Raw genomic sequence first — 25,168 nt, 5'->3', positions numbered from 1 at the left:
TCATCCTAAATCCAATTGGGAAAAATCATTCTCAGATAATAATCCCGCACTGACAGGGGAATGCCTAAATAAATTGGTAGCCAATGGATAAAAGCAAAAATTATCAAAATTATCAGCGAGCGCGAGCCATTTTTATAAATAGGACTGGAACTTTCTAACCCATCGGCTAAGAGCCAAGCTAGAGCAATCCAAGTGAAGCTATAGGCAGCCATATAATGATAGAGAAAGGTACAGCGACTAATTTTTAACCAGGGCAGCAGATTGGCAATATAGTTACAGATAAGATAGGCGGAAATTACCCGCTCTTTTCGGTTAAATAATCGACTAAAAACCACTAGAATCGCTCCCGTAGAAAACCACCATAAAAACGGATTTCCCATAGCGTGAACATCATAAATTTTATCACCTAATCTCTCAAAATAATAAGCCACAGGTCGCCCCATTACTAACCAACTATACCAGGGAGAACAATAGGGATGGACATCAGATTGATTACCTTTTATTCTCTGATGAAATGACCAAATTTCCTGATGTACTTGCCAAAAATTATATTGATGGTTGACGAGAAGATGCGGTATCCACAGCAAACTATAGGTAACTAGGGGAAAGACAATTAAGGCGATAAAAATGTCCTCTAATCTCAGGTTAGTTGCCTTTGTCCAAAGATTATCTTTTGACTGCTCTTGATTCAATAATTTTATTAACCAAGCAATACCGATAAAAATAAATATTCCCAGTAAAAATCCTAAGCCATTCCATTTAATATTTGCCGCTAAACCGAAAGAAACTCCTGATAATAATAGCCAATTGAGTTTCTGATTTTTCTGGAGTGCTAATAAAAAAAATAATTGTCCAGACAAACCGAATAAAATTAAGTAAATATTATTGAGAGCATAGCGGGATTCCACCAGAAATAATCCGTCTAAACTAGCGAGAAAAGTTGTGATTAAAAATACAGTTTTTCTCTGGGTTAATTGATAAGCAATTCCCCCAATAATTAGGGGAATAAAAGAACCAGTCAAAGCATTTAACCAGCGATAACTAAAAGTTGAGCGCAGGGAACCTGTTAAATTATTAATGGTTTCAGGATCGGCAGGAAAATGGGAACCAATCCAGATACTAATAGCAATTAAATATTGACTTAACGGTGGATGAGACTGGAAAAAATCTTTACCGATTAGATATTCATTGCCGTATTTAGCATAATAAACTTCATCGAAAACAAGTGTATTAAATTGACTGAGATTCCAGAATCTTATTCCTAGAGAAAATAAAAATATCCCTAGGATAGATAGGTTAAATTTTACTTGAGAATTCATGGAAAAATAATAGTTATTATAACTGGGAATTTTCTGTTAAACGCGAGCGAAATTCTTTGACGGCAAGACGGGGATTAGGATGGTTAACATATTCGGCTAATAATTCTAAATTTAAATCTGGTAATAAAGCACTTTTAGGGATTAAAATATATTCGCCATTCTCTTGCAAAGAATAGATTTTTAACTGATTATCTTGCCAAAACCAAACCTCTTGAGTTCCCAATCTTTTATAAACTTCTAAAACTTTCAGGCTGCCACTGGTTAAGATGATTTCAATCGCCAAATCAGGAAACTCTTTTTCTGTAAATAAACAAAAACATTCATCTGGTTCTTTTCCCGCTTCTTTTTCCTGTTTTCGCAAAGTGGTGGAACCTAATCCCCAGAAATCAATTTCAGCATATTCTAAATAAACTTCTACCAATCTACCGATATTTTTTTTGCTAACTTCGTGACGACGACTAGGAGCCATAATTTCTACCATTCCATCTAAGTAAGTAATGCGATAACTGGAACTATCTTCTAAATGTTTTAAGAGGGTTTCGTACTGTTGCCAATTAACCCCAGAAATAAACATTCTTTGTTCAGGATCATTAGCTTTTAACTCGAAATCTTCTAATCCTTTTAACAGAATCGTAGTCATCATAAAATTAATTACCTCATCTATCTTACTTAATTACTCAGGAAGACTTATTTTGATTTCTTCTGGCGTTAATTTTAGCGCGTAAAATCCTCACTTTATAGGGATCAGCATCTTTTCGCCACAGTATCTGATAGCCTTTGATTGTAGCACAATTCTCCTCTAAACATTTTTGCCAACCCTGTAAACGTTCGATCGCTTTTCTATCCTCTAACAATCCCCAATCCTTTTCTAATTGAGTTAAGCGAACCAATTTATCATAGTTAGGATAATCCGCCATTACTAAAAGCTCTTTTTCGTGTAGAATTGGCGGATTAGGACTATCCCGATAATCGCGAAAACTAAAATCAGCCGAACCTAAATATACATCCATGCTAGTGGCTAAAATCGGATGAATTTCTGTATCGAAATTGGGGTAATAGAGATAGGAAATTTTGGGTTGACGAAAGGATAAACGAATGACGTTAGCATTTTCTAACCGTCCGATAGTTTGACTAGCACAACCTTCATATAAGCGTAATAACATCGGTAATTTTTCCAGAACGCTAATATGAATAGTTAGGGAATAACGGGAAAGTTTACCTAAGGAACTATTTTCACAAGTACGAGCGATCGCTGGCAAATTTCCCGCACTTATTAACACTTCTTCTGCTAAAGCGCAAGCATTGCGATAACTGCCAAATAAAGCTTTAAAATCGGCACGGGTAGCGGGGGATAATTCCCTTACTTTCGGACAGTGGCTAAATTGACTTAAAGCTAAATAAAGTAAAAGATCGGCGCGTCTTTTATCGGCAATTATCTCCCATTCTTCCGCTTCTGTTACTTGTAAAATCACTTGAAAAGCTCGTCTAAAAGTTCCAAATTCTGCCTTAATTTCCTCCTCTTGTAATAATTCTCCTGCGACGGGTAAACGTCCCTGCTGGGTGTAAAATTCCATTAGGGGAGTCAATAAATCTTCGTAATCTTCAAAGCGTTTGAGATGGGTTTTAATTTTAGGAGTGGTGGCGCGGGAACGACATCTCGATAAACGAAAAGTTTCCGCTTTTTCTTCCTCTCGAAAAACTAGATAAATTCCCAAAGTTATTGGAATAGAATCAACTCCTAAACTGCTATCAATATACTGTTTTAGTTCTTCCTGTTGATAGTATTTTTGAAAGGTATTGCGACGAGTTATAATTCCATCTTCATAAGCCATTAAACCCCGTTCACTATCATCAATTAAAATTTGTGCCGAAACAATTAAAACTTGACGGGTTAATTGCCAAGCTTTTAATAGAGCGTCTTGTCGTTCTTCGGCGGATTCAATAACATTAATTACATAGCCTAAATTAACAATATCAGATTCAATTAAAGGACTATCGGGACGATAATAAGGATCCCAGCCTTCACTTTGATAACCCTGTTCAGCTATGCGTTCTATATCACCTCCATAACCACAACCGTAATCAAAAAAAGTGGTTTCAGGAAGAAATAATCCCGCCGCTAATGCTAATCTTGTCGGACGAGAAAGGGTTTTGCGAACAAGAGCGGCTTTGTGGCGATCAATTATTATCGATTTTTCCCTTTGTCCCTCTAAATTACAAACTAAATAATCTCCTGCAAAATCAAGGTGATGCTTTCTTAAAAGCCGTTGCCATTCCTGTTTAGTACCGATGGGATAAGAACTGTTTAAAAGTCCTAAAGCACTCTCGATTTTTGTGAGATGCTCGAATTCTTGATAAAGAGGATAGTCCCTAGTAACAAAAGTTTCTTTTCGGTGTAAAATTGGCGGATTATCAGCATTTTGATAATTCCATTCACTTAAGATTAATGTCCCCAAATCTACCACTAAACTTTTAGTTAAAACTGGGTGAGGTTCCCGATCAAAATCGGGATAAAAAAGATAGGATATTTTCGGTTTATCGGTGCTAAATTTAATTATTGTTGCCTCAGATAAATGCTGATTAATTCTTGCTTGTTGTTCGTAATTCTGGAGAATAGGATCAAGTTGATGTAATGCTTCTCGATGAACATAAAGCGCCCCCGGTAATAGTTTACCGATGGGACTAACTTGACACAGTTGCACGATTAAGGTGAAATTATCAGCCATGGCAATTAATCTGTCTAATAACAAATTCTAGAGACAGAAAAAAACTAAATAAATCTAGTTAAATGAACCCGATAGCGCTCTTTTTTTGTCACAGTAACCTCCCCCACTTCTAAACGACCTTTTCCCCGAAAAGAAATCAAATCACCGGTTTTAACGTTATAACTAGATTGACTGATATCTTTCCAGTTAACTCGCACATCCCCAGCACTAATTGCCTCGGCCATTTTACTGCGAGAAATGCCAAAACCCGCCGAGGCAATCGCATCCAAACGTAAGGAAGCTTCCACAGTATTAATTTCTTTTTTTTGCGGGGGTCTAACTTTTAATTCCGTCAAAGGAATCGGGCTAGTTTTCACGGGAACCGAACGCACTTGTAGTAAATTAGCACATAAAAAATCTGCCAATTCAGGCACTACAATCGCCTGCGCTCCTCGCTCACCTAAAACGATTATATCGCCGACTTTTTCCCGGACGATCCCTGTCCCCAACATTGCCCCTAAAAAATCCCGGTGGTTAGCGGTATCAAAAAGAAAATTACCGGCAATATCAAGGGCAGATAGGGGAATATCTGTTTCTGCCAAAGGTAAATCAACTCTAGCAATACCGAGGCGCTGTCTTTCTGCTTGGGGATAACCGCCCGATTTTTGCATTGACACATCGGTTAAACGCTGAAAAACTCGTTCTACTTCCGCCAAAACTGCGGGAGAAAGAAAGTCTGTCACCGTCACTTCCCAAGTCTTAATCGCTTGTTCGGCTTTATCAATAACTTTCGCTATTTCCTCGCGGTTCTCGACACCCTTTAGTAATTCTTCTCTTGGTAACATTGTTTTCTGGTAATTAATCAAAAATTCTTAGGAAAAAATCAGATGAACCATAACTTATTCCCGATAACCGTTCACCGTTCTAGGGCGTATCCTTGCAGATTTTCGGGGTTAAATTGACGCAGGATAAGAGTCGCTTGATTTTTTAGGTTTTCCGAACCCTGCACGATAATAATATATTTTCCGGCACCGAGACGATTGCGATAGGGAAGTGCATCGCCACTGCCGGACGATAAACCCACGCCACCACCGACGAAAATACTGCCCATCGCCCCCCCAATCGCCCCGGCAATACCGCCGACGATATGATTGCCCGGTTCTCCGGCCCAATCAAAGGTATGCAATCCCGTAATCAGGTTAAAAAGGTAGCCACCGGCAAAACCGAAGGGAATTAGCCAAAAAGCCATGAGAGTGGCCCGTTTTTTGGCTTGTTGAAAGGGATCGATCAAACCGAACTCATCGGCACTTTTATAGCCGCGACCGAGAATGGTCACTTGAGATTGGGGAATTCCCGCCTTTTCCAGGGCAACGGAAGCTTCTTCTGCTTGTATGCGATCAGCTAACACGGCAATGAGATAATTCATATTCTCCAACTTTTAAGGCTATCTTCATCTCCTATTGTAAGGATTTTGGGGACTGAAAAGCTGCTCGATCGAGAAAATATTCAAGGGGATGCGTTAGTCAATCTTGGATAGGATTGATTAATGTGGAATTATTGGCAATTCAAGAAATTGCTCTATCTTGGTTATTTTTGGCACTAATTTACTATAAATAAAGATGGTTTAATTGTTATTGTTAACAAGAAGTTTTTTAGAATTATCACAATTGGTATTATACTATAAAGCTTGACTGATTCCTGTCATTATTTGAATGTTTTTATCTGCTACATCTGACACAAAAACTAAAAAATAGATTAGATTTTTGGTAATAATATCTAGTCTTAAGTAATTCACTTGTTCGCCAATTAAATTTATGATAAATAAAGAGAAATAAATAGCGCAGTTCCAGCCTTCTCTTATCGACCTAGACCAATTTAGATGCGCGGCAGCTTATTAGTTAAAATCGACTTGACTGCTGAAATAAGGAATTGATTCCCTGACCGAAGATTGACTTCTCTCTTGTGTTTAGTTGTGGCGCTGGGATTCCTAACCGTTGTATGATGGAAAAATGCGAAGACTCACAATCACTCGACCCGACGACTGGCACCTTCATCTCCGCGATGGTGCGGCACTGAAAGCGGTTCTACCCCATACGGTGCGTCAGTTTGCCCGTGCCATTGTCATGCCGAATTTAAAACCCCCAGTGCGCTCTGTGGCTGATGCCGCCTCCTACCGCGATCGCATTCTGGCAGCAGTTCCAGAGGGTCAACAGTTCGAGCCACTGATGACCCTCTATCTCACCGATAATACCAGTCCCGAAGAAATCATGGCGGCGAAAGCCTCCCAGTTTGTCAAAGCGGTGAAATACTACCCAGCCGGTGCCACAACTAATTCCGACTTGGGGGTGACGGACATTCGTAGGTGCGATCGCGTTTTTGCGGCCATGGAGCAGGTAGATATGCCGCTACTACTGCACGGAGAAGTTACCGATGGTGATATTGATGTGTTCGATCGCGAGAAAGTGTTCATTGAGAAGCACTTGCTCCCACTGATAACAAGATTTCCGAAACTGCGTGTCGTGTTTGAACACATTACCACTGCCGACGCGGTTAAGTTTGTTCTATCAGCTAACAACAACGTCGCCGCCACAATTACGCCCCAACATTTATTGTTTAGCCGAAACATTCTCTTTACCGGTGGCATTCGTCCCCATTTTTATTGCCTGCCGATTTTGAAACGAGAGGATCATCGTTTGGCACTTTTGCAAGCGGCAACATCGGGCAATCCCAAGTTTTTCCTAGGGACCGATAGTGCGCCCCATTCTCGCTACAGCAAAGAAAGTTCCTGTGGCTGCGCGGGTTGTTATTCAGCCCTGCACGCCCTAGAGTTGTACGCAGAAGCCTTTGAGAGTGTCGATGCGCTTGAGCAACTGGAAGGGTTCGCCAGCTTCCACGGGCCAGATTTTTATCAACTCCCCCGGAATACCGAACAAATCACCTTAACCAAAACCCCTTGGCGCATTCCCGATGAATTGCCATTTCCCGAATCTGGACTGGTGCCGTTACGAGCGGGTGAAGAGATAACCTGGCAGTTGGGGTAATAAAAACCGCCAGTTTTTATAGTTGCGGTCAAGAATTCACGATTAGTTATTTCCCATGACAATGAGGAGGATCGATAACATTGGCAAAAATTGCCCAAAACACCATGAGCGGCATCGGCAACAAACAGATTAGCCATTGATGACCGGTTAGGGTCGCCGTTGCAAACAGACTGTTCATCACCCCCCATTGACTAAATAAAATTTGTAGGGCAACAGCAGCCACAATCCCCAAAATTAGGATTGGTGCATTAGTAATCGAGGTTGACTGACGACGCAGGTAGTTAACTAGGCTCATCCCTAATTGGCTGATACTGAGCAGATAGATAACCCGTGCTGCCACAAGGGATTGAATTGCCATTGTGCGGGCAACGGCAATATCTCCTGTGGTCGATTTAGCCCACTCAAACATACCAAAAATCAGAATCCAGTTAAACAATGAAACAGCCAAAATTCGGCGCAATAGTTTTTTGGTGATCAAAGGTTCATTGGGATTGCGTGGTGGTGACTGCATAATGCCGGGGGATTTTGCTTCAAAGGCCAGGGGAACAGTCATCGTGACGGAGTTGATCATGTTCAACCAGAGTACTTGTAGGGAGAGAATCGGTAAATCTCGTGCCAGTAAAGTACTGATCAGAATGGTCATCGATTCGCCACCATTGACAGGTAAGAGAAAAGATATCGCTTTGCGTAAATTTTGATAAACGGTGCGTCCTTCTTCGACAGCGGCCTTGATCGAGGCAAAGTTATCATCAGTGAGGAGCATATCAGCAGATTCCCTGGCGACTTCCGTTCCCCCTTTCCCCATGGCAATGCCGATATCGGCCTGCTTGAGAGCCGGCGCATCATTGACACCATCGCCCGTCATCGCCACGATTTCTCCTTGAGACTGGAGTACTTCCACCAGTTGCAGTTTTTGGGTAGGGGCAACCCTGGCAAATACCGATCCATCGACCACCGCTTGGGCCAGTTGATGATCATCCATTTGCGCTAATTGTTTTCCCTCAAATGCTAAGACTTGTGCTGCCGTTTTAATGCCCATCCGTTCCGCAATCGCCCGCGCCGTGGCAAGATGATCACCAGTAATCATCTTGACCCGAATCCCGGCAGTTTGACAGGCATGAACGGCAGCGATCGCCTCTGGACGAGGCGGGTCAATCATGCCCTGTAATCCTAGAAACACCAAGCCTGTTTCGATATCCTCATGGTCGATAGAATGCTGATGGGTCGCGGCTGCTTTTTTGGCAAAGGCAAGCACCCGTAAACCCTGCTCTGCCATCGTTTCTACCGCTTGCTCGATCTGTTCGGCGTTCAGCGCAGTCATCTGACCATAGCGATCGATCATCTGGGAACAACGACGCATCAGCGACTCAACCGATCCCTTGACATAGATCAGACGAGGTATGCCATCATGCAGGGTTGCCATATATTGGTACTCAGATTCAAAGGGAATTGCATCCAATCGTGGGGTTGAAGACAATAGCCCCAATTGACTGAGACCTGCTTTGGCAGCGGCCGCAATCAGCGCCCCTTCCGTAGGATCCCCCACCACTGACCAATCTTCTCCCGTTTGTTTTAGCCCGGAGTCATTACAAAGCAAACCAGCTACCAGACAATCCCCCAGGGCCGGCGGTAATTCCTCTGCAAACGGGCTGCCAGGGTTGCCATCGGTAATCAGACTAATTTCGCCCTTGGGACTATAGCCACCACCACTAACGGCGTAATATTGCCCTTCAGTATAAATGGACTGTACAGTCATTTGATTTTCGGTCAGGGTTCCGGTTTTGTCAGAACAAATGACGGTCGCACTCCCCAATGCTTCCACTGCGGGCAGTTTACGAATAATCGCATGACGACGGGCCATGCGGTTGACCCCAATGGCCAAGGTAATCGTTACCACTGCCGGCAGCCCTTCTGGAATCGCACTCACTGCGAGGGCAACGGCAGCTTCAAACATATCGATCCAAGATTTCCCCCGTCCTAACCCGATGGCAAAGGTCAAGGTTGCTAGGGTCAAAATTGCGTAGAGTAGGGTGCGGCTAAATTGGGCAAATTTACGGGTCAGGGGTGTGCTAAGGCTGACTCGGCTTTCCATCGACTGGGAAATCTGCCCCACTTCGGTGGCATTGGCCGTAGAGACAACAATCCCTTTGCCCTGTCCAAAGGTAACAAAACTCCCTGCGTAGGCCATGTTTGTCCTTTCTGCTAGGGGCGTATCCCCGGGTAAGGGTTCGATCGCTTTTGACCCGGGCAAGGATTCCCCGGTCAGGGCAGACTCATCCACCTGCAAATTGCGGACTTTCAGCAGCCTCAAGTCCGCTGGCACTTTATCCCCCGATGCCAATAAAACGATATCTCCCGGCACCAAATCCCGAGATGGAATCCGGAGGGTTTGTCCCTCTCGCAACACGGTCGCTTCTGTGGTTACGGCTTTGGCCAGGGAAGCGATCGCACCTTCCGCCTTAGCTTCCTGCACATAGCCAATAATGGCATTGATCAGGGTAACTCCCCAAATCACCGAGGCATTCGTCCAAGACCCTAAAAATGCCTTAATAGTACCCGCAAGCAAGAGAATATAGAGTAGCGGCTGATGAAATTGCTGCAAAAACCTCAACCAAGCTGGTTTCCCAGGCTTAAATCGCAGTTCATTCGGGCCATATTTTTCGTAGCGACTAGCCACTTCTTCTGCTGATAAGCCCGCTGACCCATCGCTGGTCAAGCATTCAATCACTTCTGGTTGAGAAAGTTGATGATACAAGGGCAATGATAATTGAACTGGCATCATGCTCTCCAATATTTAGGGTCTGCTGAAAAAGTTTGTTGGTGGGGGCAGGGTGTGGGGTGTGGGGTGTGGGGTGTGAAAAAGTACCTGAATTTTACCCCCGATCCCTCCAATGGTCGGCACTTTTTGAGGTCAAAAAAGTCTAAAAGCCTTATCCAACAAGGTTTTTAGATTTATTCAGCAAGCCCTATTTAGCAGATGGATATTCTGATCCTATCAGTCGGATAGGTTCTTGCTCTTGCTGCACACCATTCCCCCGCGTAAATGACTAGGGATTCTAAGCGGCTGCTAGGCAACGTCGATTTATCGGGTTGCCTAGGATCTTTTTAGCCGACCAGAATCTTAATTTTTGGCTAGGAATCTGCTTCTCTGGGATTTTTAAAACCTAGAGCCAAACCCACTTAACGCCCTGAAAAAGACAATAGCTTTTATGCTCCCGTCTTATTTTGATAATAGTCGCGGGTTCCCTTGGCATCTAGGGCTTCTCCGAGACGATCAATGGCGTGGGCGTAGGCGGCGGTACGCAGAGATATATCGAATTCCTGGGCGAAAGACCAGACTTTTTCCGCTTCTGTCACCATTCTTTCTTTTAAGCGCTCATTTATCTCGTTTAATTGCCAATAAAGACCGCTGCGATTTTGCACCCATTCAAAATAACTCACCGTTACCCCACCCGCGTTAACCAGAATATCGGGGAAAACGAGAATCCCTTTTGAGTCTAAAATGCGATCGGCTTCTGAGGTAGTCGGACCATTGGCCACTTCAAAGATATATTTTGCCCGCACGCGATCGGCATTTTCGGCGGTAATTTGGTTTTCTAGGGCGGCTGGAATCAAAATATCTACATCTAGGGCTAATAATTCTTCATTACTAATCGCCTCGTGTTCTACGATATTACACACAGTACCCTCACAGTAAATAGCAGTAATTCCGCGATGTTCCTGTTTATACTCACGAATGCTGGCAATATCTAGGCCTTTTTCCCGATAAATGCCGCCCTGGGAATCACTTACCGCCACCACTTGATAACCGGCTTTGGCGAGGAGATCCGCTACTACGGCCCCAGCGTTACCGAATCCTTGGACGGCTACGGTAGTATTAGCGGGTTTTTTGTCTAATTTCGGCAAAAGAGAATGAATAACATGAAAAGCACCCGTTCCCGTCGCCGTATCGCGACCACGACTGCCTCCCATGGTTAAAGGTTTCCCCGTCACCACCGCCGGACTAATTTTACGCTGAATGATGCTGTACTGGTCCATCATCCAACCCATGATCATCTCGTTGGTATAGACATCGGGGGCAAGAATATCCACATCGGGACCAATAAAGTCGGCTATACCCTCGATATAGCCCCGGCTAAGGCGTTCTAACTCGGCTTTTGACAATTCTTTCGGATTGAGGGTAATGCCGCCCTTAGCCCCACCAAAGGGCAAATCCAGCAGGGCGCATTTAAAGGTCATCCAAAAGGCCAGGGACTGCACCTCATCAATGCTGACGTTGGGATGATAGCGCACCCCTCCTTTGCCAGGGCCGCGGGTGTCATCGTAGCGGACGCGGTAGCCTTGGAAGATTCTTAAAGTGCCGTTGTCCATACGGACGGGTATGGAGACGCTGAGACTAGCTTTGGGATATTTTAACCGCTCGATCGCATCATCGGAAATGGAGACATACTTAAGGGCCCGTTCTAGGCGACTGCTGGCATCGGTAAAGAGTGATTTCGACATGATTTTTTTCCCCCTATCTATCCCCATTAGAACATGGAAAAAAAGTATATTTGGCTACAGTTTATTTTTCTTAATTAACCATGGGCGGGAATCGCCGAGTATTGGAAATTTTAGTACAAATGCTCGAACTGCCTCTCACTGCTCCGCAGCTCCGGCACTCCCCTGCAATCTTAACGAGTGATTTAGATAATGAGATACAGGAATCAGGCATCAGCTTTTCGCTGATGCCTGAAGATAAGAAATCTGAGGCCGAAAAACAGCCAAGTTTTAGGCGACATTACCAGCTGTGTCCGTAATAATTTGACGTACTTGAGCATCGGTCAGATTCGGATTGGCACTCAACATTAGGGCCACCACTCCGGCCACATGGGGTGCTGCCATGGAGGTTCCACTCAAGAAACCATAGCCACCATTAGGGAGAGTAGAATACACTTGTACGCCTGGAGCGGTGACATACCGCATCGAAGAATTGGAGCCAGCACGATTGGAGAAGGAAGCCATCTGGTTAGAACTATTAACGGCACCTACGGCAAGACCCCAAGAGGTGGCATTGGAAGCGGGATAACCGGGTTGAGCTGCCCCCGCATTACCGGCGGCCATAACCACGATAACACCACGACTGCTGGCATACTGGAGGGCCGATTGAACTGCACTGTCAGTGCTACCACCCCCCAAACTCATATTAATCACATCGGCACCGTTGTCCACAGCGTAGCGAATTCCCTGGGCAACGCCACTATAGCTGCCACTACCGGAATCGCTCAAAACTTTCACCGGCATAATTCTGGAATTGTAGGCCACACCAGTGGCCCCGAAACCATTATTAGCAGCAGCAATGGTTCCCGCCACATGAGTACCATGGCGGTTGCCATCTAAAGTGTTATTATTGCCATTGGCAAAGTTCCAGCCATAAACGTCATCAACGTAACCGTTGCCATCGTTATCAAGGCCATCATTGGCAATTTCGCCCGCATTCGTCCAAATATTGCCCGCTAAGTCGGCATGATTGCGGTCAACTCCTGTATCTAGTACAGCAACGACGATTCCCTGTCCTGTATAACCGCTTGCCCAAGCCTCGGGAGCATTAACTAAGTTAACCCCCCAGTCATTAGCACCACCAAAAGTGGGAACATCGGCAAAAGGAGTTTGATTCAAGGCTCCAGCGACGGCTTTCGCGGCATTAACTAAACCGTATCCTGAAATGGCACTATATCCTGGTGTGACTGTGGCTGTGGTCGCCGAAACAGCGAGATTATAGTTGGTATCGCCAGTATAGGGATAGACACGAATGTAGTAGGTGCCTGCACTCAACTGACTGGTAATGCTCTCAGAAGCCGTACCACCGTTAGTAGAGGAGGCAATAACAGAACCGCTACTATTTAACAGTTGCACGTCCGCGCCGGCGGTCATTCCAGTTAGACCAAGATTAAAGTTACCAGAATTAGCGAGGGTGAAACGATAGTAATCGTTGGTATCGGTGCTTCCTACCCAATCGGTATAACTGGTGGTGCTGGAACCGACTGTAATCGCTCTGGCAGTGGCGAGGGTATTGCCAGCTAGGTCAACAGGAGCTAAAGGAGCGGCCGAAACAGCGAGATTATAGTTGGTATTGCCAGTATAGCAATAGACACGAATGTAGTAGGTGCCTGCACTCAACTGACGGGTAATCCTCTCAGGGTTGCTACCACCCCGAAGCGAACTGGCAATGACAGAACCGCTACTATTTAACAGTTGCACGTCCGCGTCGGCGGTCATTCCAGTTAGACCAAGATTAAAGTTACCAGAATTAGCGAGGGAAAAACAATAGTAATTGTTGGTATCGGTGCTTCCTACCGAATCGGTGTAACTGTTGGTGCTGGAACCGACTGCAATCGCTCTGGCAGTGGCGAGGGTATTACTGGCTAGGTCAACAGAACTGGAAAAACTCACAAAATTACTTTGACCCGTTAAAAAATCATCGCCGTTAGGCCAAGAGGAAAGGGATTGGGATGATGGCCAGCGATTTTCTTGTCCTAGCTGGTATTCTTCCACAGAATTGCTGACAAAGTCAGAATCCATGCCCTGGAGACTTTTGGGGACAACAGGGGTAATCAAGTCGGAGCGTCCTAAACCTGATTCCACCACAAGGGTTGGTAACTGGAAGATATTATCTAAAACATTGCTGTCTGATAGGTTGAAATTTTGGTCAAACATACTTTTTCTCCTTGAGTGCTTCAGATGTGGGGTCAGGGGTCGGTTACTAACTGTCGATACTTATTTCTGGGGAGTTGGGGGTTATTTCGATCTGCGCCCTCCCTTTACCGTCGTATAGTATATAAGTCAGGTGAAAACTTTGACTGAATATATACTGGGGCTGCGATCTAATCTTATGCACTTAGTGGCTATGGTGGGAAGAATTGATGACTTATTCCCCGCTAGGAATTTCTGAAAATCTGAGGAATCTAGACTATCTATACAGTTATAGAGGTCGTTGGCGGCAAAGTTATCTATCATGGTGTTCCGGTCGTTTTTTAGTGGTTAGATGGCTGAGAGAACAATCAATAAGATATTATCAGACAGACAATATTTGTCAGCTTTTGGGTAAGTCCCCAAAAGAGTAGGCCAATTAAAATGGCTCTCTTGGACATTGGGTGAAAAATGTTCACCATGTCACATTAGGGGCGCAAGCATTGCGCCCCTACCGCCGCGAGTAATGTGATTGGTAGGGGCGTATAGCATACGCCCTTTCTTCGATAAGATTTGCTTATCACCATAACTCCAAGAGAGCCATTCAAATCTGAATTGGCGCATTACTGTCCGAGTTTGTACGCCAATTCAAATCTGGATTCCACCACACTCTGATCTTATTCCAGAGAATACCTTGAATGGGGTTCGATAGTCAAGACATTTTCGAGGAAGTATGAATTACAAATTATGAATTATAAATTATAAATTATAAATTATAGTTTATAATTTATGGTTCTTCGGTTTGTGTTATGCGATGGATGGGGTTACAAGGGATGAAAACCTTATATAGAAAGACATTCGGAGATTTATGTCAATTGTTTTCGATCTAGAACTAACTAATCAATTAAGTCTCTTGCCAGATAAGGATTTGGTCGATTTATGCCCCCCGATCAAACCATACCAAGTAACGAAGAACCTAAATTATGAACTATAAAGTCGGGAGTGGGGTGATGGGATTATAAATTATGAATTATAAATTATGAATTATAAATTATGAATTATAAATTAAGTAGTCGTGCAAAATTAATTTCCTAGTGAAGATAGGCAATAGGCAAGAGGTGGTTAGATATGTGTAATTAATTTTGCTTAGGTACTTATGAGGGAGATGGGGAGATGGGGAGATGGGAGCAGGGAGAAAAAAGCTGACAGCTAACGAATGTTACGATTGTTACAACATCTTGACATTAATTCTGATACCCTGACAATGTGTCAATCTGTGCAGTAATGGGGCAGAAACTCAGGTGGTATCGATCTATATTTCTATTGTTGAGGGCAACCCGCACTTGCGATCGCTATTAGCTTGGCATCTGCAACAGGCCGGTTATTTGGTCAATCAATCGGCAACCCTGCAAAGTGCGCGTCAAGCTTTCCTTCATCGTCAACCAACCTTAGCAATTATCGATTCCGACTTGCCGGACGGGGATGGAATCGAACTCTGCCGTTGGCTTTATCAACAAAAACAGTCTTTAATACTGATTCTCTCGGCCCGCAATGGCGAAAAAGATGTGGTCAATGGTTTAAAAGCTGGGGCCGACGACTACCTGAGAAAGCCCTTTGGAATGCAAGAATTTATGGCTAGGGTAGAAGTGTTGACCCGTCGTTCACGCGGTGGGGCCGCTCCCCTACACTTGGATTATGGGGAATTAAAAATAGATTTAGCCCAACGACGGGTACAATTTCGCGGGGAATATATCGAATTAACCCCCCAAGAATTTAGCCTACTCTACGTTTTAGCCCAAGCGGAGGGAACACCCCTATCAAGAGCCGATTTACTGCGTCGCGCTTGGCCCGAGGAAATTGATAATCCCCGGACAATCGATACTCATGTTCTCTCTCTGCGGAAAAAAATCGAAACCGATCCCAGACAACCTAATTTAATTCAAACCGTCCGCAACGTCGGCTATCGTTTCAATTTAGAAATGTTGGCCCAGATGACTTCAGCTTTAGAAGCTAATATTATTGCCTCCACCAAAGGCAATCATAACGGCCATTCCATGAGTAAAATCCCCGCTCACAATGTTAGTCGTTAATTCTGGCTTTGTCCAAGCAATTAGCAGATTTTTTGCTGAAATCGTCTCCTAAGCACTTAATCGAAGCGAGGAGACGAAGGGCAAATTAAACCGTAGTCACCATTGACCGATCCGCTTGTTGCTGAAATTCCGTCAATAAACGCCGGAATTCGTCGCCGTCAATGGTTTCCTGTTCAATCAGTATATCCACCAAGCGATCGATCGCCACACGATTGTCAAGGATAAGTTTTGTTGCTAAATCGTGGCATTGCTTGACAAGTTCTCGTACTTGTGCATCAATTTTCGCCCTCATCGCGAAAGAATGGTCGGCATGATAACCAGCACCAGCACCACCGAGATAGGAATTGCCCTCCTCCTCTAGAGCAATCAATCCCAATTCCGACATTCCCAGACGCGTTACCATCTGTCGGGCCAGATAGGTAATTTTTTCAATATCATTACCGGCCCCGGTGGTCACTTCATCCTCACCGAAGACACATTCCTCCGCCACTCGTCCCCCTAATAATCCCGCAATTCGGGCTAATAACTGGGAACGACTGGTTAAACCCTGTTCTTCATCGGGAGTGAACCAAGTTAACCCCTGCGCTTGACCCCGGGGAATCAGAGTGACTTTTTCCACCTGATCGTGGCCGGGACAGAGACTAGCGACAATCGCGTGGCCGACTTCATGATAGGCGATCAAACGCTTGGCTTTACTATCCACTAAAGCGCGCCCTTCCATACCGGCCACAATCCGATCGATCGCATCGTTGACTTCCGCCATGGTAATCGCCTCTTTCCGTCTTCTAGCGGTAAAAATCGCCGCTTCGTTGAGCATATTAGCCAAATCTGCCCCAGTAAAACCGGGGGTGCGCCTGGCGATCGCCTCCAGAGCCACATCAGCAGCCACCTTTTTATCGCGAGAATGGACCTCTAAAATGCCCAAACGTCCCTTAAAATCTGGATAATCCACCACCACCTGTCGATCAAAACGACCCGGACGCAGCAGGGCCGAATCCAAAACATCGGGGCGGTTGGTGGCGGCAATGACGATAATGCCGGTATTTCCTTCAAAACCATCCATTTCCGTCAATAATTGGTTCAGGGTTTGTTCCCGTTCATCATTACCTCCCCCATAACCGACCCCTCTTTGACGACCAACGGCATCAATTTCATCGATAAAAACCAAACAAGGGGCATTTTCCTGGGCTTTTCGGAATAGATCTCGCACTCGCGACGCACCAACCCCGACAAACATCTCCACGAATTCCGACCCGGAGATGCTGAAAAAAGGCACTCCCGCCTCTCCCGCGATCGCTTTAGCCAGTAAAGTTTTCCCCGTCCCCGGAGGCCCGATTAACAGGACTCCTTTGGGGATTTTTGCGCCAATAGCCGTAAATTTTTCCGGTTGTTTGAGGAATGTCACCACTTCCTGTAAATCTTCCTTGGCCTCATCCACCCCCGCCACATCATTAAATTCTATGCCGGTTTTCGCCTCCATCTGAAACCGCGCCCTTGATTTACCGAAGTTCATCGCTTGACCGGAAGCATTGGCAGAACGACGGATAATAAACACCAATAATCCCAAGACGATAATAATCACTAACAGGTTAGTGAGAACATTGATCAGGGCCGAATTGTCAGTGCTAGGGAGAATACCGTACTCAATTTTTTCAGCATCGAGTTTCTTGATTAATTCGGGATTTTGGTCAAATAAATTGACTTCTTTCGGGGGGTCTTTATCCGTTTGACCGACGAGGGTAACTGCTGCCTGCTGCAAAGAAGGATTGATTTCCACCTTTTTTACCTTTCCTTGGTCGATCTTCTCTAACAATTCACCGTAGGTGAGGGTATTTGGGTTTTTTTGACTCCAAGCAGCAGTGACATGGCCAAAGGTTTGCAGAATCATCCAAGTGGTGACAATCCCTTTCCATACTGGCCGATGACCACGATTCTTAGCTGACTTGGCTCTAACTACGGTGAGTGGAGATTTTTGATCCATAATTGACTCTATATCTAGTTACCCTGTATTCATTGTGACAGATCGACTCGATCGTGACCACTGTTCTGTTTGCCCCCAGGCACGACCCTGGGGGCAAATAGTGATGACGGTTTTTTGCTATATTGTATTCAGCTAGGTGGTCTAACAACTGCCTATCCCAATCACTAAAAGTTTAGGGAAGTGGGTTTCGCCCGCTTTTTTTGTTGTCTAAATCATGACCCATCCGCTCATTGCCGACCTGCTGCACCTTGCCACCCCTATCGCTGAAAACTTGGGGCTAGAAGTGGTCGATATCGTTTTCCAAACCAATAAAAGGCCTCCCGTCCTGCGCGTCGATATTCGCAATCTTGCGGGAGATACCGGTTTAGAGGACTGTGAGCAGATGAGTCGGGCCTTAGAAACCGCCCTCGACAGTCAAGAAATCTTACCGGAGGCCTACGTTTTAGAAATATCTAGCCCCGGCATTTCTCGACAACTGAGCAGTGAGCGCGAATTTCAGTCTTTTAAAGGCTTTCCCGTCATCGTTACCGGCCAGGATAGCCAGGGAAAACCGAAAGAATGGCGCGGAAAACTGCAAGGTAGAGATGAGCAATCTATTTATCTTAACCAAAAAGGTCGATCCCTGAGCATCGATCGCACTACCGTCATCAGCGTCCGTTTAGATGAGCGGCGGGATCAAAAGTAAAAAAAAGGACAGGAGACGGTCGCCAGGAGACTGCTTTTATTTATTCTCTCTATTGCCCATTGCCTGTTCCTTATTGCCTATTCCAAGTTCTAACTAATAACTCAAAAGTAAGGAGAAAAATAATTATGGCTACTGTTAATTTGCCCGGTTTAAAAATAATGCTCGAAGAAATTAGCCAACGACATAATCTGCCCAAAAATGCCGTACAAGAAGCCTTGCGTGAAGCACTGCTCAAGGGGTATGAACGTTATCGACGCGCCCAAAGTTTAGAAAAAGCCGCTCAATTTCATGAAGATTATTTCAATAACTTTGATGTGGAATTAGACGTAGAAGAAGAAGGGTTTCGCATCCTTTCGACTAAAACTATTGTGGAAGAAGTGACCAATCCCGACCATCACATCGGTCTTAAAGAAGTGCAAGAAGTGGCCGACGAGGCCCAATTAGGGGATGAAGTAGTTCTGGATGTCACCCCCGACCAAAGAGAATTTGGTCGCATGGCGGCGATTCAAACTAAACAGGTTTTACTGCAAAAACTGCGGGATAACCAACGCAAAATGATTCAAGAGGAGTTCCAAGATCTAGAAGGAACCGTTTTACAGGCCCGGGTCGTCCGTTTTGAAAGACAGGCCGCTATTGTCATGGTACAAAGCACCTATGGTCAACCGGAAGTGGAAGCAGAACTACCCAAACGGGAACAGCTACCCAACGACAACTATCGCGCTAACGCCACCTTTAAAGTGCTGCTCAAAAAAGTCTTAGAAGGTTCTCACCGGGGCCCGCAATTAATCGTTTCCAGAGCGGCGGCGGGTTTGGTAGTATATCTGTTCGCCAACGAAGTTCCCGAAATCGAGGAGGAAATCGTGCGTATTGTCGCCGTCGCCCGGGAAGCCAATCCCCCCTCCCGTCACGTTGGTTCGCGGACAAAAATCGCCGTCGATACCCTAGAAAGAGACGTGGATCCGGTTGGGGCCTGTATTGGGGCCAGAGGTTCGCGGATTCAAGCTGTGGTGAACGAATTGCGGGGGGAAAAAATCGACGTAATTCGCTGGTCTCCAGATCCCGCCACCTACATCGCCAATGCCCTTAGTCCCGCCCGTATCGACCAAGTTTTGTTCACTAATGCCGAAGAAAGACAAGCACTGGTACTGGTGGCACAGGATCAATTAAGTTTAGCGATTGGCAAAGAAGGGCAGAACGTGCGTTTAGCCGCCCGTCTGACGGGCTGGAAAATCGATATTAAGGATATCGCCCTCTATAAAGGCGAACAGGAATTAAAAACCGATGAAAACGACTCAGAAGCGCAGGATTTAGACCAAGAATGAACCCCTTCCTCAATTATCGACGCTGTATTAGCTGTCGTCTCTTCGCTCCGAAAGAATCCTTTTGGCGAATTGTCCGACTACACCCGTCCGGACAGATACAATTAGATCAAGGAATGGGAAGAGCTGCCTATATCTGTCCGCAACCTAACTGCCTGCAATTAGCCAGGCAAAAAAATCGTCTCGGACGCGCCCTAAAAGCCAACATTCCCGAAACGCTCTATGAATCCTTGCAAGAGCGCCTCGGGACTGCCAAGCAAGGTCGTCCAAATCAGGATTAAAATTGACGATCATAGCCACAAAATCGTTAGCATGGAAAGGGGCAGTCCTGACAGGATCAAAAAATCAGCCAACTTATAGGATCACTAACACTTTAGCCGGGGGATAATGGATGAGTAACGCGAAAGTCAGAATTTACGATTTATCAAAAGAATTGAATCTAGACAACAAAGACATTTTGGATATCTGTGACCAGTTGAACATCGAGTACAAGAGCCACAGTAGCACGATCAGCGAAGAGGATGCCCAACGCATCAAAGCGATTGCGGCAAAGGGAGTTATTTCGAGTACCAGTAAAAATAGCACGGGTCAGCGAGAATCGGCTAGTCCTGCCGAAGAAAAAAAACAAAAGATTTTAGCCCTGCATAAACATAACCGCCCCGAAACCGGCGAAGAGGGGCTCAGCCATCTCGGTCAGGCTGGTTCCTCAGCCAAACCGACTTTAATCAGTCCCCCCCGTCCCCCGGTTAAACCCCTCGTCGCTCCCCCAGGGCGGGACGGTGCGGCCGAAAAAACTCCCGCCACGGAGGAGAAGAACGCGGCTACCCCCACCGATGCAGAGATGCTATCTCAGCTCCCCAGTGTTAAAGGAACCCCGACCGAAACCCCGCTAGTCCAGGAAGCAGCCTCCACCTTAATCGCCCCACCTAATCGACCCTCCCTCACCCCGAAACCGCGCCCTGAAACCACCTCGGGCCGTCCAGAACCCCGATCTAAAAATGCCCCTGGCAGTAACGACAGGCCCCGGGGGGAAAAACGCGAGCGCGGCGAGAGCGAAAACGCCCCTAGTCCTGAGCGCAGGGCTGGCTTGGCTAAACCCGAAAAACCGACCCTCAACCGCAAAACCGACGGAAAAAGCCCGAAACTGGGGGAACCAGCCAGAGAAGTGCGGGAGACGGTGGAATTGAAGCGCCCAGTTCGCCCCGGTTTGCCCGCCAAAATCTCGGCTACCGGCGAGGAAGAAACCGATACCACCAAGAAATCTGGTGTTGATGGCACAGAAATCGATACGGATACCGGATTGCTGGGAGCAGACGGGCCCAAAAAACTCAAACGACCGACCATGCCCCCTCGCATGGCCAAAAAATCTACCTGGGAAGAAGAAGAAGAAGAAGAGAAAAAAGCGGCCAAAACCGCCAAAACTGCCGGCAAAAACAAACGCCGCACCCAGGCTCTCTTTGAAGATGACGATGATCTAGAATCGGAACTATCCGGGTTAATCAATACCCCCAGTTTTACCCTTTCCACCGCTCGTCCCCCCAAACCGCCCAGCGCTAAAGCAACCACCCCCGGCGGCCCAACAGCAGTCAAAGTTAAGCGGCCTAGTAAACCAACCGCCCACACCGGCAGTCCGAAAAGCGAGCGCCAAGAACCTCAAGAGGAAAAACGCCCGGAAAGCATCGTCGTCACCGGCAGTCTCACCGTGCGCGACCTCTCGGAATTGATGAAAGTCCCCGAAACCGAGATCATCAGAACCCTATTTTTTAAAGGGATGGCGGTTAATATCACCCAAACTCTCGACGTGGACACGATCGAAATGATCGCCAGGGACTTCGATATGGCCGTGGAAACCCCCAGCACCCAGTCGGCGGCGATCAAAACCACGGAAATGATCGATGTCTCCGACTGGGAAAGTCTCCAGCGTCGTCCCCCCGTCGTCACCATTATGGGTCACGTTGACCACGGTAAAACCACCCTCCTCGACTCGATCCGCAAAACCAAAGTCGCCCAGGGGGAAGCCGGCGGCATCACCCAGCACATCGGTGCTTACCACGTCGATGTGGAACATAACGGCAAACCGGAACAGATTGTCTTCTTAGATACCCCCGGCCACGAAGCTTTTACCGCCATGCGGGCCCGTGGGGCGAGAGTCACCGATATAGCGGTGCTGGTGGTAGCCGCCGATGATGGCGTACAACCCCAAACGAAAGAGGCAATTAGTCACGCCAGGGCCGCGGAAGTCCCCATCGTGGTGGCGATTAACAAAGTCGATAAACCCTCGGCTAACCCCGACCGGATTAAACAGGAATTGACCGAACAGGGACTGGTGGCCGAAGATTGGGGCGGTGAGACGATCATGGTTCCCGTTAGCGCCCTGCGGGGTGAAAATCTCGATAATCTGCTGGAAATGATTCTCTTGGTGGCAGAAGTGGAGGAATTGGTCGCTAACCCCGATCGCTTGGCCAAGGGAACCGTCATCGAAGCTAACCTCGACCGCACCAAAGGCCCCGTGGCTACCCTGCTCGTCCAGAATGGTACTCTCCGCGTCGGTGATAGCATCGTCGCCGGTTCCGTTTTCGGCAAAATTCGGGCCATGATCGATGATCGCGGTCAAAAAGTCGAAGCAGCCACCCCCTCCTTTGCCGTGGAAATCCTCGGTCTCAGTGATGTGCCGGCCGCTGGCGATGAGTTCGATGTCTATGAAAGTGAGAAAGAGGCCCGATCAATCGCTGATCAACGGGCGATCGAACAACGCAACACCCGTTTACAACAGGCCCTCTCCTCCCGTCGCGTTAGCCTTAGCACCCTCTCTATCCAAGCTCAAGAAGGACAACTCAAGGAACTTAATCTCATCCTCAAGGCAGATGTGCAAGGTTCCGTCGAGGCCATCCTCGGTGCGCTCAAACAGTTACCCCAAAACGAAGTGCAGATTCGGGTTCTCCTCGCCTCTCCGGGGGAAATCACCGAAACCGATGTGGATCTGGCCGCCGCTAGTGGTGCGGTGGTGGTGGGCTTTAATACCACCCTGGCCAGTGGTGCGCGCGCATCCGCTGATCGGGAAGGGGTCGATATCCGCGATTACAATATCATCTACAAGCTTCTCGATGATATTCAAGGGGCGATGGAAGGTCTTCTTGACCCCGAAGAAGTGGAAGAACACCTCGGTTTTGCCGAAGTGCGCGCCGTCTTCACCGTCGGTCGTGGGGCTGTGGCGGGCTGTTATGTCCAATCAGGTAAACTGGTGCGGAATCGCTTCCTGCGCGTGCGTCGCGGCAAGGAAATTGTTTATCAGGGAGTTCTCGATTCCCTCAAACGGATGAAGGAAGATGCCCGGGAAGTGGCCACCGGTTTCGAGTGCGGTGTCGGTGTTTCTAAATTCAATGACTGGAAAGAAGGCGACATTATCGAGGCCTACGAAATGGTCATGAAACGCCGCACTTTATCCAGTTAATTACACTTGAACCGTCGGGAGTCAGTTATCAGTTATCAGTTATCAGTTATCAGTTATCAGTTATCAGTCATAATTCCCCCACTCCCCCACTCCCCCATCTCCCCACTTCATAATTCATAATTCATAATTCATAATTCCCCCACTCCCCCATCTCCCCACTTCATAATTCATAATTTATAATTTATAATTCTCATTTCCCTCTATGAAATCAGAACCTTTTTTGTGGATTCATCTGGCAGGGTTAGCGGCTTTGCCAATCTTTTTACAAATCGCTTGGATTGGTTTAGCTGTGGGCGATCCCTTGCCTTTTCTTTGGCTAGAATGGCTATTTCTGGGAGCGATCGCCATCGTCCCCGTTTTTTGGATGCAGTGGACAAAACCTTTTGATATCTTTAGTCTTTTGTTGGTTGCTCTAAAACCGAGTCAACTCACCCCCGAACAGTTAAAAATTCTCTCTCTTTTTAAACGTCCTCGCCATCGTCTTCTTACTCTTTTGGGAGTCGTCCTCTTAATTCTCATCGCTTGGCCCATCTATAATTTTGCCCCTCTAGCGGCTGCCGTGGCCGCCTATCTCCCCCAATGGCGGCTTTTAGGTTTAGTCATCGCTGCGATCGCTCTCCTCTTAAGTCACCTATTTCTACAGGTTCCTCTGAGTGTTCTTGGGGTTTTAGCCACGAAGGAAAGTGACTGGACAGCCACCGAAGCTTTAGTTATTGAGCGCATTCCTGAGTTATTTACCATTGTTGGTCTAAAAGTTAATAAAATTATCTAAATTAGCCAAAATGCCGACAATTTCGACTAGGAATGCAGGATCGAGCGCCCGTTTAAGGGTTGAATATTCCTGGCATTACTCGGAAAAATCGCGGCCAATTGTTGCAGTTGTTGGGGAGAAATTTTGATCGCATTTTGCCAGACTAACCAGAGAACATCCTCGCTACAGGGGGGAGTGGACAAAGACCCCCGATACTCATAAAAATCGCTATTTTCTGGCAGTAAAAGCCAGGCATTGACCCAAGTATCGGGGATAATCATTTCAGGAGAAGGTTCTTGGGGCAAATAATCCCAAATGGTTTGTAAATAGGGATTAAAAGCGCCGATTTCGGCTAAAATGCCCAAAACTGCTAAATTTCCCTTCCCATTTCGATGCACTAAATGAATTTCTAGAGGGAAAGACTGACCTTTAATCTGATGTTCGCTGGGGTGATGAAAATGAAACTGCAATAAATCCCATTTTTCGCCGTGAAAACTCATGTTTCCACCTTTTTCGGTCTGAACTAAGATTGTACGACCGTTATGGCGAATTTTTAGGGGTACAGGAAGATAATTAAAGGTGGGGTGGTATAGCTCTTTTTCAGACACTATACTCAGATCGATCGGTGTTTGTTGCTTTCCCGTAGTGCAGAGGCGATAATTCCTTGATAATTCGCCCCAATGGTCAATATTTTGATAATTCCAAGTAAATTCTGGATTAATAGCCCCAATAAGAGCCTGAGAGCCTATAAATTGCAGTAATTCTCGTCTATACATGGGATTAAATTTAGCAAACCCTAATTAGAAATTTTCTTGGGGATTTATGCCCAATTCCCGCAGTTTAGCCGCTAATTTTGCGGATTTCTGCCTTTCCTGTTGGACTTGATTTTCTGCTTCTACAGCCCGATTTTCTGCCTGTTGTGCCGCTTCTGCGGGAGTGGGTACTAATTCCCCTTCGGGGGTAAAATAGCGCAATTTATTGGCAGCTAAACCCAAATATAAGCCTAATTGTTGACTCCAGAGCCGTCCCTGAGCATTGGGGGTAATCGGTTGATATTGACCGCTAATTAGAGTAAATCCTTCAAATTCTAGGCTTTCTGGGTCAAACCAAAAATAATCGGGAGTGCGAAATATATCTTGATAAATTTGTTTTTTCTC

Annotated in this window: 18 protein-coding genes; 7 read left to right on the top strand and 11 right to left on the bottom strand. The window is 46.2% G+C overall.

The features are described from left to right. Positions 1-5: 5 nt before the first annotated feature. From LW728_RS07410 to LW728_RS07390, 5 genes are all read right to left on the bottom strand, one after another. Entirely contained in the window at positions 6-1,319 is a 1,314-nt protein-coding gene (locus LW728_RS07410; RefSeq protein WP_287766041.1) for a dolichyl-phosphate-mannose--protein mannosyltransferase, read from the bottom strand. A gap of 16 nt (positions 1,320-1,335) precedes the next feature. Next, positions 1,336-1,962, bottom strand: a complete 627-nt coding sequence (locus LW728_RS07405) for a Uma2 family endonuclease (protein ID WP_287670462.1) — start codon at positions 1,960-1,962, stop codon at positions 1,336-1,338. A gap of 34 nt (positions 1,963-1,996) precedes the next feature. After that, positions 1,997-4,045, bottom strand: a complete 2,049-nt coding sequence (locus LW728_RS07400; RefSeq protein ID WP_287766039.1) for a DNA phosphorothioation-associated putative methyltransferase — start codon at positions 4,043-4,045, stop codon at positions 1,997-1,999. 44 nt (positions 4,046-4,089) lie between these two features. Then, on the bottom strand, positions 4,090-4,869 hold the full coding sequence (locus LW728_RS07395; RefSeq protein ID WP_287670458.1) for a photosystem II electron transport protein, Sll1252 family: 780 nt from the start codon (positions 4,867-4,869) through the stop codon (positions 4,090-4,092). 71 nt (positions 4,870-4,940) lie between these two features. Next, positions 4,941-5,450 (bottom strand): hypothetical protein, encoded by a 510-nt coding sequence (locus LW728_RS07390; RefSeq protein WP_002789175.1) that lies wholly within the window; start codon positions 5,448-5,450, stop codon positions 4,941-4,943. Positions 5,451-6,033: 583 nt separating this feature from the next. Between LW728_RS07390 and pyrC the strand changes: the two genes are divergently transcribed. Continuing rightward, positions 6,034-7,065: a dihydroorotase gene (gene pyrC / locus LW728_RS07385; RefSeq protein WP_287766037.1), complete on the top strand. Its 1,032-nt coding sequence runs from the start codon at positions 6,034-6,036 to the stop codon at positions 7,063-7,065. A 46-nt stretch (positions 7,066-7,111) separates the two neighbouring features. Here pyrC and LW728_RS07380 read toward each other — a convergent pair whose 3' ends face one another. The 3 genes from LW728_RS07380 to LW728_RS07370 form a co-directional block, all read right to left on the bottom strand. After that, entirely contained in the window at positions 7,112-9,844 is a 2,733-nt protein-coding gene (locus LW728_RS07380; protein ID WP_287766068.1) for a cation-transporting P-type ATPase, read from the bottom strand. A 428-nt stretch (positions 9,845-10,272) separates the two neighbouring features. Then, entirely contained in the window at positions 10,273-11,568 is a 1,296-nt protein-coding gene (locus tag LW728_RS07375) for a Glu/Leu/Phe/Val family dehydrogenase (protein ID WP_287766035.1), read from the bottom strand. Positions 11,569-11,835: 267 nt separating this feature from the next. Beyond that, positions 11,836-13,761, bottom strand: a complete 1,926-nt coding sequence (locus tag LW728_RS07370; RefSeq protein ID WP_287766033.1) for a S8 family serine peptidase — start codon at positions 13,759-13,761, stop codon at positions 11,836-11,838. A 1,274-nt stretch (positions 13,762-15,035) separates the two neighbouring features. On the opposite strand from LW728_RS07370, the gene LW728_RS07365 reads away from it, so the two are divergent. Then, positions 15,036-15,824 carry a response regulator transcription factor gene (locus tag LW728_RS07365; RefSeq protein WP_287664776.1) on the top strand — a complete coding sequence of 263 codons (789 nt, stop codon included), beginning with the start codon at positions 15,036-15,038 and terminating at the stop codon, positions 15,822-15,824. Between the two features lie 85 nt (positions 15,825-15,909). On the opposite strand, the gene ftsH is transcribed toward LW728_RS07365, so the two are convergent. Then, the gene (gene ftsH, locus LW728_RS07360) at positions 15,910-17,805 is read right to left on the bottom strand and encodes an ATP-dependent zinc metalloprotease FtsH (protein WP_287664773.1); all 1,896 of its coding nucleotides are present in this window, start codon (positions 17,803-17,805) and stop codon (positions 15,910-15,912) included. 214 nt (positions 17,806-18,019) lie between these two features. Here ftsH and rimP point away from each other — a divergent pair, with 214 nt between their 5' ends. From rimP to LW728_RS07335, 5 genes are all read left to right on the top strand, one after another. Next, the gene (rimP, locus tag LW728_RS07355) at positions 18,020-18,490 is read left to right on the top strand and encodes a ribosome maturation factor RimP (protein WP_002801172.1); all 471 of its coding nucleotides are present in this window, start codon (positions 18,020-18,022) and stop codon (positions 18,488-18,490) included. Positions 18,491-18,615: 125 nt separating this feature from the next. Continuing rightward, a complete protein-coding gene (nusA, locus tag LW728_RS07350) occupies positions 18,616-19,812 on the top strand; it encodes a transcription termination factor NusA (protein WP_287766030.1) in 1,197 nt (398 codons plus the stop codon). Further along, the gene (locus LW728_RS07345) at positions 19,809-20,090 is read left to right on the top strand and encodes a YlxR family protein (protein ID WP_150976468.1); all 282 of its coding nucleotides are present in this window, start codon (positions 19,809-19,811) and stop codon (positions 20,088-20,090) included. Before nusA ends, LW728_RS07345 begins: the two co-directional genes overlap by 4 nt. 110 nt (positions 20,091-20,200) lie before the next feature. Further along, positions 20,201-23,260 (top strand): translation initiation factor IF-2, encoded by a 3,060-nt coding sequence (gene infB, locus LW728_RS07340; protein WP_287766024.1) that lies wholly within the window; start codon positions 20,201-20,203, stop codon positions 23,258-23,260. 202 nt (positions 23,261-23,462) lie between these two features. Further along, on the top strand, positions 23,463-24,032 hold the full coding sequence (locus LW728_RS07335; RefSeq protein ID WP_287664765.1) for a low-complexity tail membrane protein: 570 nt from the start codon (positions 23,463-23,465) through the stop codon (positions 24,030-24,032). Between the two features lie 26 nt (positions 24,033-24,058). On the opposite strand, the gene LW728_RS07330 is transcribed toward LW728_RS07335, so the two are convergent. Continuing rightward, positions 24,059-24,787, bottom strand: coding sequence for a carbonic anhydrase (locus LW728_RS07330; protein WP_002801182.1), 729 nt, complete (start codon positions 24,785-24,787; stop codon positions 24,059-24,061). A gap of 24 nt (positions 24,788-24,811) precedes the next feature. Beyond that, the coding region (locus tag LW728_RS07325; RefSeq protein ID WP_287766022.1) for a Uma2 family endonuclease at positions 24,812-25,168 on the bottom strand (357 nt) is incomplete at its 5' end.

This window comes from Microcystis sp. 49638_E5 (assembly GCF_021300285.1).
Classification (GTDB): Bacteria; Cyanobacteriota; Cyanobacteriia; order Cyanobacteriales; family Microcystaceae; genus Microcystis; species Microcystis aeruginosa_C.
This window is presented reverse-complemented; position numbering and strand designations above follow the sequence as displayed.